The organism is uncultured Boseongicola sp., assembly GCF_937988555.1.
Lineage (GTDB): Bacteria > Pseudomonadota > Alphaproteobacteria > Rhodobacterales > Rhodobacteraceae > Boseongicola.
The window spans coordinates 1-11098 of record NZ_CALJXO010000127.1 but is presented as its reverse complement, the minus strand read 5'-3'; the positions used below and the strand labels follow the sequence as shown (position 1 = coordinate 11098).

The following is an 11098-nucleotide window of genomic DNA, read 5'->3' as shown; positions in this document are numbered from 1 at the left end:
AAACGCCGGCGAATCTGGACCGCCTGAACGAAAATCTGGCGCGAATCGAGGAGCTGTCTCAGAGGTTGATTGCCGCGGTTGCCGCAAAGAAACCAAAGCATCCGGGGCTCGACGGTCCGGGCGAGGACCTCTACAAGAAGGCCGCCTCGGCCTACATGGCGGAGATGATGTCAAACCCCTCCAAGCTGATCGAACATCAGGTCGGCTATTGGGCGAAAGCACTCACGCATTATATAGACGCTCAAAACAACCTCGCGCACGGCAAGCTTGAGCCACCCGAGGATCATTCGCCGAAAGACCGCCGATTTAGCGACCCTTTGTGGGAGAATCATCCCTTCTTCAACTACGTGAAACAGCAGTACTTGTTTTCAGCGGACGCCATGTCCGAGATGGTGGATAAGCTTGAGGGTTTAGAAGATAAGGACAAAAAGCGCGCGCGCTATTTCACCCGCCAGATCGTCGATATGATGAGCCCGACGAATTTTCTTGGCACAAACCCGGCCGCCCTGACCAAGGCGGTTGAAACCGACGGACAGTCTTTGGTCGATGGCTTGGAGAATCTTGTCCGTGATATAGAGGCGAGTGATGGCGAGATGCTTGTCACGCTTGCCGACAAGAACGCCTTTAAAGTCGGCGAGAACATCGCGACCGCTGAGGGTTCGGTTGTCTATCGAAATGAGTTGTTCGAGCTGATCCAATACGCGCCGAAAACACAGACAGTGCACAAAACGCCGCTGGTTCTCTTTCCGCCGTGGATCAACAAATTCTACATTCTCGATCTGAAGCCCCAGAACTCATTGATCCGGTGGATCGTCGAGCAAGGCTATACTTTGTTTGTCGTGAGCTGGAAGAACCCGGACCCAAGCTACCGCGATATTGGCCTCGGCGACTATGTTGAGAAGGGGTATCTTAGTGCCGTTGAGCAGGTGAAAACGATCACCGGCGAGAAACAGGTCAACGCGGTTGGCTATTGTATTGCCGGGACAACTTTGTCGCTGACATTGGCTTTGATGAAAAAGCGCGGCGACAAGTCGATCAAGTCGGCAACCCTGTTTACTGCGCTGACTGACTTTGAAGACCAGGGCGAAGTGGGTGTTTTCCTTTCGAACGACTTTGTGGACTCGATCCAAGCACAGGTGGAAGTCGATGGGATGCTGGACAAGAAGATCATGTCTAAAACCTTCAGCTATCTGCGGTCAAACGATCTGATTTATGGGCCGGCCATCCGCAGCTACATGATGGGCGAGGCACCACCAGCGTTTGATCTTCTGTATTGGAACGGCGATGGAACCAACCTGCCCGGCTGTATGGCGATGGAATACCTACGCGGACTTTGTCAGGAAAACCGTTTCGCCCGCGAGGGCTTCGAGGTCTTGGGCGAAACCCTGAAAATCTCGGATGTCACTGTCCCGGTCTGTGCGATTGCCTGCGAGACCGACCACATTGCAGCCTGGACGACGTCCTATACCGGCATCAAGCAAATGGGCAGCCACTCAAAAACCTTCATTCTCTCGGAGTCCGGACATATCGCCGGAATTGTGAATCCGCCTTCTAAGATGAAATATGGTCACTACACCAATGACGACTGGACCCTCGACACCGACGCATGGCGCGAGAGTGCGGATTTTCATGAGGGGTCTTGGTGGCCGCGTTGGGATGCATGGCTGTCGCCGAAGTCGGGAAAACAAGTGCCCGCACGCACTCCGGGAGAGACCGCGACTCACCCGATTTTGTACCCTGCTCCCGGGAAATACGTCACGGAAACACCCGAAAAACCTTAAGTCTCTGATATTGTGCATCTAAATTTTGTGCCGCAGCGCAGCATAAAAGCTTGCAATGCCGCACTGCAGCATGTATGTGTTCTCCAGACGCAGAAACGGGTGACCTCGTTCAACGCAAACATAGGAGAGAGACCAATGGCTAAAGCTACCAATGACTACACAAAAATGATGAAAGACATGATGGGTTCTTTCCCCTCGGAGATGAAGGACATGATGGGTTCTTTCCCAGTAGACATGTCTTCCATGCAAGACGCATTCAAATCCCAGGCAGACTTTGCAGACAAAATGTCGAAAGTCGTTCTGGAAGCTGCTGAGAAGTCCGCTGAGATTTCCGCAGGCTGGACAAAGTCGACACTTGGCAAGGTTGGTTCCGTAACCACCGCCAAAGAAGACCCGGCTGACTACACAAAAGCCATGACCGATTTCGCTTCGGAGCAGGCTGAGATGGGTACCGAATCCATGGCTGCTTTCGCTGAGATCGCGAAAAAAGTTCAGATGGAAACAGTCGATCTGATGCTCGCTGCAGGCAAGGACATGGGCGAAGAAGCAACCGCCGCTGTCAAGAAAGCCACGAACGAGGCGACTGCAGCTGCGAAGAAAGCAACTGCAAAGTAAGTTTCTGATCGCCAACGCCTCCCTGTTGGCATCATTACTACCGGCGGACTTTAGAGTTCGCCGGTTTTTTATGTCTTGATCCAAGCAGACATTTTGGCCGCAAGTGTATCGGCAAGGGCGCTTGATATCCCGCGCCGAAACAGGCTTTTCAAGGAAATAAAATCCCTGAAGACACGCGCTGAGGCCCCACTTTTTTAGCCGGACGCGAACACCACATGCGAGCCGCGCTTTTTTAGTGACATACCAATTTCGATTATAAGCTCTCCGCTGCCAAGGTTCATATCAACCAGTGCGACATCGAAGCATTCTGCAAGATCGAGTTTTTCCGCAGACTGCAAGGTGTGAGCAACGCGCATAGCTCCAAATCCAAGGTCCGCCAGAATGTTTGCAGTTTCGAATGCAATAAGGATCTCGTCTTCAGTATGCAGGGCGGAAAGATTAGAGGGCATCATAGTCCACGCCTCCTTAAGTTTCTCTAAAAGCCTCATATGGAATGGAAATCTCGACCAATAGGCCCCCGGATCGCCAATTCATTTCAATTGCGCCATGAAGACTTCTCGTTATCTTCGATGCGATCATCTGGCTCCCAAAACCCCCACCCGGTTGTCCTGCAACCTTGGGCCCGCAGGTTTCTGTCCATCGGAAAACCACGCGCTCCTCGACGCGGTACTCAATCCGCATCCAAGTCCGCGCGACATTGCCACTTCCTTGCGAAAATGCATCGTATTTAGCCCCATTCGTCGCAAGCTCATAAACGGCCACTGCCAGCGCGACAACCGCGCGCATTCAATTGAATCTGTGGCCCAGCCAAGTGAACACGCTCCGGGCCATAAATATCCGTTACTCCGGACGGATCAGCGCGTAAATATTCGCCGCGTACCAATTTTCCTGGGTCAAAAGCTTCTGCGTATTCGAACGCGCTTTTATCCACATCGCCACTATATCCAGCACACCGACAGCGGGCCCTGCATCGCGTCTTGCACGGCGAACAAGGGCCAATACGTTGGAGAGTATGTTCTGATTGCGATGCTGAAGCTCTAGCATCACGCGGCATCGCTCTGCCTGCATCTCGGTCTGCTCGGTGATATCGTGAAAAATCGCGCCGATGGCCAAAATCCCATTGCCGATCCGGACCGGGTGGCAATCGGTCATGAACACGCGACGCTCGCCAGCGGGCGAGACGGTCGCGCCTTCAACCCGGTGCGACAAGACGGGCTGCCCAGTTGCAATGGCAATCTCGAAAATACCACCGATTTCATCCCACAGTTCCGGCGTGATTTTTCGCATCTTCCGGCCAATATGCGCTTGAGCGCCGAGGCCGGTATCCTCAGCCGTCTGGGAATTTGTCTGTATAGGCCAACCGCCCGCTCGGAGGCGAAAACCAGTTTTCCGCTTCTGTCCGTCACAACAAAAGAGGGCGCAGCTTTGAACATATCCTTTTTTGCGCAGGGGTCTCTGGAGGTCTGGTGATGCAAGTTTTCCGTCCGATGCGGGAAATTGGCGTATCTTCTAGTGAGCCCGCGTTTGACAGCCGTCGCGTCTCGCACACTATTGCGGTGATGTCGTAGCCATCCTCGGAGGGTGTGAAGTCGGTGGCGAGACAGCTGTGCCGAACATCCTCCATGGTCGATCTGGGATAGACACCTTTGCACGCGTTCTGGTCGATGTCTTCCGTAAAGGTCGGAACCCCAATGCCAACCACAACCTGGCAACTGTGCAAGCCGAGATCACCATTGACGTTGCCCCGCATTGTCGACCTCTTTCGCTACGGATCGACATTCCACATCAAAAGCGGAAGACCAAAGGCGATATCCCTTAAGGAGAGTATAAAAAAACATTTCTGGGTAGAAATAATCCGGAAATCGTCAAATCAAGCTTTTAAGGTGGATGCGCCTTACGAAGGCGCGTTTGCTATTCAGTCCCTTCGACCAAGATAATGACACTGTCAGCATTACGGCGACGAATGTCCGCGACAACTTGGTATTCAGGGTCATGGTAAGCTTTACGGGCCAATTCATAGCTATCGAACTCAATCAGAATATGGCGGGACAGAGCCTCACCTTCGACAACTTCGGATTGCCCGCCACGGATCACAAAGCGCCCGCCCAATGCCGCCAAAATTGGTGTGTCTTTTTCGACGTACTCTTTGTAGCTTTCTGCGTCTCTGACCGTAATATGCCCCATGATATAGCCTTTTGCCATTTCGCGATCTCCATTCTTTGATTGCTAGTTATCCGTATTAAACCAGTCCACGTTAGGTGAACTTGCCATGTTCAAGGCCGCGCCACCACCAGGTTGACGCCTTCAATGCCGGCCCGCTTCAATTGACCAAAGACATCTGCCAAGACTGCCCCCGACAGGTTCTGATCGGCGCGAATTGTAACGCTTTGACCGCCGATGCCTTCCGGCAATGCGCCGGGCGTTCCGTCTTTCCAAAGCGTGCCGTCAGCGTCGATGTAAAGGATCAATTCCCCGGCGTCACTTTCGTCACCAAGGCCCGTCGGTGGCGCAATCCGCACGGGGTCGGACGGCGCGATCACCGCTGTCATCAGAAAAAAGATCAAAAGGAGAAACGCCACATTGATCATCGGCACAATGTTTTCTGGACGCGTGCGGCGGGGTTCGCAGAGCCGGATCATTCGACAAGAGTGAGGCGGCTTAACCCCGTCTCGCGCAACAGTCCCATCACATCCACAAGGCGCTGGACATCCGCGCCGTCGCGCGCCCGCAGAATGACAAGGTCATTTGATGTTTCGACCAACAGAAGGACGGCGGCGACTAGGTCAGCATCCTCTGTAGCCACGCCATTAAGACGAACCCCACCAGGCGTCACATCAATCAGCCGCGGAGGGCCGGAATAATCCGAAGCCCCCCCGCCAAGCGCTACGGGAAGCACCGCCGTTTGATCGAAGCGCGCGGCCAGCATGAAGAAAACCAACAGAAGAAAAACCACGTCGATCATCGGTGTCAGGCTCATCACGCGCCGACGCCTTGGAGGCTGAAGCGCTAGGCTCATTCCGCCGCCCGGGTCTGCGAGACAGGGCGTGCAAGAAACACACGCGCCAGGAGGTCTTCCAGGTCGCTTGCCACGCGGTCAATGACTGCCTCGAACCAAGCAAGCGCCAAGGCCGCCGGAATTGCCACGGCCATCCCCGCAGCCGTTGTCAAAAGCGCCTCCCAGATACCACCCGCAAGCACCGACGCATCCGCCTGAGAACCGCTTGTTTGAAGCGCCTGAAACGCAACGATCATGCCCAGAACTGTGCCCAGCAGCCCCAGGAGCGGTGCCACCGTCGAGATCACTTCCAGCACGCGCAAACCGCGACGCGCGTCCGCAAGCGAGCGACGGGCCACGCGCTCGGTTTCTTCGCGGGCCTGTTCGGCTGTGAGCCGCGCATCAGTGACAGCATGCATCGCAGCACGCACGACCATTGCGCGTACTCCACCGCCGTCAGCGCTGTCGACCTGTCCGTGCAAGCGAAATGCCTCGACAGAAGCTTCGGCACGCGCCCCCCCCCATGCCCCCAAAGCGGCCAGTCGCCAGACCTTCCAAAGGATCACCGCAAGCCCCACGACACTTAAGGCCGCGATGATCCAAATCACCACGCCACCCCGGTCCAATAGCCCCATAATCGGCGACATCACTTGCGCCCTTCTTCAAAATCGACCGCGCCACCCTGCCCGTCGCCCCGCCCAAGCGCAAGTCTCACGACCTGCTTGTCGATCTCGTCATCACCTGCTCTAGATACTCGGATATGGCACACAATGATCTGATCATTCGAAACGCGCGCGTCTTGTCGTCAAACGACGACCAGATCGCCGATATTGCAATTCGTGACAGCAAGATTTCCGCGGTTGGCACCGTAGAAACCGACGCCACATATGAAATCGATGGGACCGGATGTATCCTGACACCCGGCGGCGTGGATGTGCATGCCCATATCGAGCAAACGTCCGGCATGGGATTGATGAACGCCGACACCTTTGAAACGGCGACCCGCTCTGCTGCAATTGGGGGCACCACGACAGTTGTAAGCTTTGCGCCCCAAAGTGCTGCGCCTCGCCTGTCTGCCGCTATTGAAGACTACGCCGTTCGCGCCCGTCGTGGCGCGGTCATTGACCATGCGTTCCATATCATCGTGAACGACATGGCAGCAGATCACGTGACAGAGGATTTGCAGACCTTGATCGCGGCAGGGCATCGCTCAATCAAGATTTTCACAACCTACAACATTCAACTGTCCGACCGCGACATCTGCGACGTGCTCGCCATTGCAAAGGACGCAGGCGCGCTTGTTTGCGTCCATGCGGAAAACGATGGTTTGATTGGCTGGACGAAGGATAAATTGCTGGCCGCTGGCAAGACGGCACCTAAGCATCACGCGCTGTCGCATCCACGCCTGGCCGAGATTGAAGCAGTCGAGCGCCTGATCCGGTTTGCGGAGTTTTTCGCAACGCCCGTGATGCTCTTTCACATTTCAACAACCGAAGCGGTTGAGGCCATAAGAAAAGCGCGTGCCCGAGGCGTCCCTATCTGGGCAGAGACCTGTCCCCACTACCTTCTGATGACGGCTGACGTCCTGAACCGACCCGGCATCGAGGGCGCAAAATGGATGTGCTCTCCGCCACAACGCACCAGCACAGATCAAGACGCATTATGGGACGGGCTGGCCGACGGCACACTGGACCTGGTGTCCTCAGATCATGCGCCCTACCGATTTGATGAAACAGGTAAGTTGTCAAACGGCACAGATGTGGATTTTTCAAAAATTGCCAACGGGTTACCGGGGGTGGAAGTTCGCATGCCTCTGATGTTTGACGCCATGCTAAAGGGGCGCGTCAGCCCAACAGACCTTGTCAGAATGTGCTGCACAAAACCGGCGGAAATCCATGGCTTGCCCTTCAAGGGTGATATTAAAGTGGGCTTTGATGCCGATTTGGTTCTTTGGGACCCGGCAGGGCAAGTCACATACAAGGACAACGATCTAAGTGACAACGTTGGCTACAACCCCTGGACGGGTCGAACTATTGCTGGATCGCCGAAGATGGTCTTGCTTCGAGGACAGACGATTGTTGAGGATGGCAAGCTCGCCGGACAGACCGGGCAAGGCAAATGGATTGCACGGCCCTCAATCGGTGTGACAACTGAAGCACTCCCGGCGCTTGAGTACACCGAGGCCATCACATGACGCCGCCCAGCGCCCCAAGCCTTGCAATCACATTCCTCTATTATCGTGACCTTGCCGCCGCGGAAGCGTTCTACCGTGACACATTGGGTCTTTCCTTGGCCATTGATCAGGGCTGGGCAAAAATCTTCCGGCTGGCGGGTGGTGCGCATGTGGGCCTAGTTGACGAAACACACGGCATGAACAGCTGGCAGGTGAACAAATGCGTGCAGCTTTGCCTGCGCGTGGAAGATGTAGACGCTTGGTTTCACTGGGCCGACACACAAAAGCTGGCGAACCTGAGCCAAATGTTTCAGAACGATGAAATTGGAATACGCGCATTCATTTTCAACGATCCGGAAGGCTACCAGATCGAGGTTCAAAGCCCCACACGCGAGGGCGCATGACGCTCTACGTTATCAACCCAAGCTCCTCACAAGGCGCGACAGACGGATTGAAAGACGCGATCGATCCGCTGGTATCTTTCGGACATCCGATCCATTGTCTGACGCTTGCCGAAGGGCCGGCTGGAATTGAAATGCAGGCCCATTTCGACGGCGTGATCGAACCAACGCTTCGCCTTGCAAGGTCTCTGACAGACGCGACAGGTTTCGTGACCGCATGCTTCAGCGATCCGGGCGTGACGCGTCTTCGGCAAGAAACCTCTCGCCCTGTTCTGGGCATCCGGGAGGCCGCGTTCTCAGACGCATTAACCCTAGGAGAACGGTTCGGCATCATTGCCATCCGTCCAGCCTCAATTCCGCGCCACCTTGCGGCGGTTTCCTCGATGGGACTCAACGACCGTTGTGCCGGAGGTCGCGCGCTGAACCTGGGTGTAAAGGACCTCGCCGACGAAAAGCGTGCCCTTGATCGCCTCATCTCAACCGCGTGCCAACTGCGTGACGAGGACGGGGCGGATGTTTTGATTCTTGGGTGCGCGGGCATCGCCCAGTATCGCGCCCGCGTCGAAGCCGCTACTGGCATACCGACGATCGACCCGACACAGTCGGCCGTAGCTTTGACACTCGGCCGTATTTCACTTCGACAATCTCACAAACCAGAGGTCTGACATGCTAGACGAAACCGCCAAAGGCGTCTTCACCATCGCCGCGACGCCGTTCCTACCGGACGGCGCTCTTGACATCCAAAGCCTTGATCGCATGACAGACTTCTACATGGAGAAGGGCGCGACTGGGCTGACGATCCTGGGCATTATGGGGGAAGCTGGCAAGCTGTCCGCCGACGAAAGCGCCACCGTGATCGAGCGTATTTGCGCGCGAGCAACCGTGCCAGTGATCGTGGGCGTCTCGGCACCGGGATTTGCTCAAATAGAGGCGACCACCCGCATTGCCATGGATAAAGGCGCAGCCGGCGTGATGATCGCGCCGCCGTCGACACTAAGAACTGACGCGCAGATCGTCGGGTACTATCGAACACTAGGCGAAAAGCTGGGCGAAACGCCTTGGGTCATCCAGGACTTCCCATTGGTCACCAACGTGCAAATCGACCCCAGCGCCATCTTGAAGATCGTCGAAGACAACCCCGCTTGCGTGATGTTGAAACACGAGGACTGGCCAGGTCTTGAGAAAATCGCAGCCCTGCGTGCTGCGTCCGACGCAGGGGCTCGAAGGATTTCCATCCTCTGCGGAAATGGCGGGCAATTTCTTCTGGAAGAAATGATCCGCGGCGCGGACGGCGCCATGACCGGGTTTGCCTATCCCGAAATGATGCGTGATGTGACCAAGCTGATGTCGGGCGGAGAGGAGACCAAAGCCCGTGACATCTTCGATGCCTATCTGCCGCTGGTGCGCTACGAAAGCCAGCCCGGCATGGGTCTTGCGATCCGCAAGTATATTCTCGCAAAACGCGGCGCCATTGCCAATGCGGCGGTTCGCGCGCCCGGGCCCAAACTGACCGAGGCCGCTATTTCAGAAATCGAGACGTTGATCGAGCGTCAAGAACGCCGCCTTTCAAGCCTCTGATCCTTCATCCTTTCGGAAAATACCTCGGGGATGAGCAAATCGAGGGGGCAGCGCCCCCTTGAAAAACCTTACCCGCAATGCACTCTCGCGCTTTTATTGCGGACAGTGACAACATATAGTGCAGCCAACCGGCGGCATCTGGACCGCTTCAAGATCAGAGGCAGGCAGTGGCCCATATTATCGTCGTAGGCAACGAAAAGGGCGGTGCGGGTAAATCCACCGTGTCCATGCACATCTCGACAGCCCTTGTGCGGATGGGGCATGTTGTCGGCGTTCTCGATCTTGATCTGAGGCAGAAAAGCTTTGGGCGTTATATCGAAAACAGGAAAGCTTTTCTGGACGCTGAAGGCCTCGATTTGCCGACACCGATCTATCGGGAGCTGCCAGCAATAAGCGCCGAAAGCCTAGGCCCCGGCGAAAACGTCTACGATCAACGCCTGTCCGCCGCTGTTACAGGCCTGGAGCGCGAGGTCGAGTTTATCCTGATCGACTGCCCCGGCTCTCATACACGGCTAAGCCAGGTGGCGCATTCGCTTGCCGATACGCTTGTAACACCTTTAAATGACAGCTTCGTGGACTTCGATTTGCTGGCGCGGACCGATGCGCAGTCAAACAAAATCCTAGGGCCCTCGGTGTATTCTGAAATGGTCTGGAACGCGCGGCAGTTGCGCGCACAAGCAGGCCTTGACCCGATCGACTGGGTAATTGTGCGCAATCGCGTCGGCGCACAACAGATGCATAACAAGAAAAAGATGGCTCAGGCCGTCGATGCACTGGCCAAACGGATCGGCTTTCGCGTAGCGCCCGGGTTCTCAGAACGGGTTATTTTTCGCGAGCTGTTTCCTCGCGGACTGACGCTTCTCGATTTGCGCGATATCGGCGTACAGAATTTGAACTTGTCGAATGTCGCCGCGCGTCAGGAACTGCGGGAACTGGTGAAAGAGCTGCGCCTGCCAGGTGTCACCGTCGACTTTTAAGACGCGACAGCACTGGCCCCACATGGCGCGAAATGCGCTCAAACGACATTTCCGAAGAAACGCGCGCATCGTTTTCCGCTTTTTGAATTTCGTCTTGCGGCAGCAGCGGGTCAAAAAACAATGCCGACTGACCCGTCCCCGTTTGATTGGGCTTTCGGAGACCTGAAGACTTCAAAACGATAGGGTGTTTTGAAAATCCACGAGCAAGCAGACTAAGGCCGAACAACAGTGCAATAGTTCCAACCGATCCAAGAAGGTTTCGGGCTTCTGTCATATCCGCTCTACGAGGGGTCGCCCGAAGAGCAATAAAGGGTGCAATCAGTGGCACCGCTTGGCTGCCGGAAAGATTGTATTCTTCGCGCGCCGCAATCTCGACCTCTTGGCGCGTCGTTCCTTCGGCCAAAAACGCGCGCGAGAACGCCACACCCGAAACAAGCGCCAGGTCTCCGTTGAAGCCGCGCCCGAGCACCGTCAAACCAAAAGCTTCGGCGTCACGAGGGCGCAGAATTTTGTCCGTCATATCGTAGACCAAAACAGCGATTGGCGTATCTTTGTTTGCTGCTGATGCGCGACTAACG

At 55.7% G+C, this 11098-nt stretch carries 15 protein-coding genes; 8 read left to right on the top strand and 7 right to left on the bottom strand.

Annotated features, from left to right (window positions below; all coding sequences use genetic code 11):
* The first annotated feature begins 14 nt into the window (after positions 1 to 14).
* Positions 15 to 1781 carry a class I poly(R)-hydroxyalkanoic acid synthase gene (gene phaC, locus Q1B15_RS06950; RefSeq protein WP_299752116.1) on the top strand — a complete coding sequence of 589 codons (1767 nt, stop codon included), beginning with the start codon at positions 15 to 17 and terminating at the stop codon, positions 1779 to 1781.
* Between the two features lie 135 nt (positions 1782 to 1916).
* A complete protein-coding gene (locus Q1B15_RS06945) occupies positions 1917 to 2396 on the top strand; it encodes a Phasin (RefSeq protein ID WP_299752110.1) in 480 nt (159 codons plus the stop codon).
* Positions 2397 to 2590: 194 nt separating this feature from the next.
* Here Q1B15_RS06945 and Q1B15_RS06940 read toward each other — a convergent pair whose 3' ends face one another.
* Both Q1B15_RS06940 and Q1B15_RS06935 read right to left on the bottom strand, forming a co-directional pair.
* Complete coding sequence (locus Q1B15_RS06940; protein WP_299752107.1) at positions 2591 to 2848, bottom strand: hypothetical protein; 258 nt, start codon at positions 2846 to 2848, stop codon at positions 2591 to 2593.
* 388 nt (positions 2849 to 3236) lie between these two features.
* A complete protein-coding gene (locus tag Q1B15_RS06935) occupies positions 3237 to 3683 on the bottom strand; it encodes an HWE histidine kinase domain-containing protein (RefSeq protein ID WP_299752104.1) in 447 nt (148 codons plus the stop codon).
* Positions 3684 to 4002: 319 nt separating this feature from the next.
* Between Q1B15_RS06935 and Q1B15_RS06930 the strand changes: the two genes are divergently transcribed.
* Positions 4003 to 4215, top strand: coding sequence for a hypothetical protein (locus tag Q1B15_RS06930; protein WP_299752101.1), 213 nt, complete (start codon positions 4003 to 4005; stop codon positions 4213 to 4215).
* A 92-nt stretch (positions 4216 to 4307) separates the two neighbouring features.
* On the opposite strand, the gene Q1B15_RS06925 is transcribed toward Q1B15_RS06930, so the two are convergent.
* The 4 genes from Q1B15_RS06925 to Q1B15_RS06910 all read right to left on the bottom strand — a co-directional run bounded on the left by Q1B15_RS06925 (position 4308) and on the right by Q1B15_RS06910 (position 6038).
* Positions 4308 to 4598, bottom strand: coding sequence for a DUF1330 domain-containing protein (locus Q1B15_RS06925; RefSeq protein ID WP_299752098.1), 291 nt, complete (start codon positions 4596 to 4598; stop codon positions 4308 to 4310).
* Positions 4599 to 4669: 71 nt separating this feature from the next.
* A complete protein-coding gene (locus Q1B15_RS06920; RefSeq protein ID WP_366141688.1) occupies positions 4670 to 4990 on the bottom strand; it encodes a biopolymer transporter ExbD in 321 nt (106 codons plus the stop codon).
* Positions 4991 to 5031: 41 nt separating this feature from the next.
* Positions 5032 to 5373 carry a biopolymer transporter ExbD gene (locus tag Q1B15_RS06915; RefSeq protein ID WP_299752095.1) on the bottom strand — a complete coding sequence of 114 codons (342 nt, stop codon included), beginning with the start codon at positions 5371 to 5373 and terminating at the stop codon, positions 5032 to 5034.
* A 35-nt stretch (positions 5374 to 5408) separates the two neighbouring features.
* Positions 5409 to 6038, bottom strand: a complete 630-nt coding sequence (locus Q1B15_RS06910) for a MotA/TolQ/ExbB proton channel family protein (protein ID WP_299752092.1) — start codon at positions 6036 to 6038, stop codon at positions 5409 to 5411.
* A 113-nt stretch (positions 6039 to 6151) separates the two neighbouring features.
* Here Q1B15_RS06910 and hydA point away from each other — a divergent pair, with 113 nt between their 5' ends.
* From hydA to Q1B15_RS06885, 5 genes are all read left to right on the top strand, one after another.
* Positions 6152 to 7585, top strand: a complete 1434-nt coding sequence (gene hydA / locus Q1B15_RS06905) for a dihydropyrimidinase (RefSeq protein ID WP_299752089.1) — start codon at positions 6152 to 6154, stop codon at positions 7583 to 7585.
* Positions 7582 to 7968 (top strand): VOC family protein, encoded by a 387-nt coding sequence (locus Q1B15_RS06900; protein WP_299752086.1) that lies wholly within the window; start codon positions 7582 to 7584, stop codon positions 7966 to 7968. Before hydA ends, Q1B15_RS06900 begins: the two co-directional genes overlap by 4 nt.
* A complete protein-coding gene (locus Q1B15_RS06895) occupies positions 7965 to 8630 on the top strand; it encodes an aspartate/glutamate racemase family protein (protein WP_299752083.1) in 666 nt (221 codons plus the stop codon). The genes Q1B15_RS06900 and Q1B15_RS06895 overlap by 4 nt, the downstream gene beginning before the upstream one ends.
* A 1-nt stretch (position 8631) precedes the next feature.
* Positions 8632 to 9543: a dihydrodipicolinate synthase family protein gene (locus Q1B15_RS06890; RefSeq protein WP_299752080.1), complete on the top strand. Its 912-nt coding sequence runs from the start codon at positions 8632 to 8634 to the stop codon at positions 9541 to 9543.
* Positions 9544 to 9710: 167 nt separating this feature from the next.
* Entirely contained in the window at positions 9711 to 10520 is an 810-nt protein-coding gene (locus Q1B15_RS06885; RefSeq protein WP_299752077.1) for a division plane positioning ATPase MipZ, read from the top strand.
* Here Q1B15_RS06885 and Q1B15_RS06880 read toward each other — a convergent pair.
* On the bottom strand, positions 10504 to 11098 hold a 595-nt coding region (locus Q1B15_RS06880; protein ID WP_299752074.1), incomplete at its 5' end, for a hypothetical protein. The two genes, Q1B15_RS06885 and Q1B15_RS06880, sit on opposite strands and share 17 nt — an antisense overlap.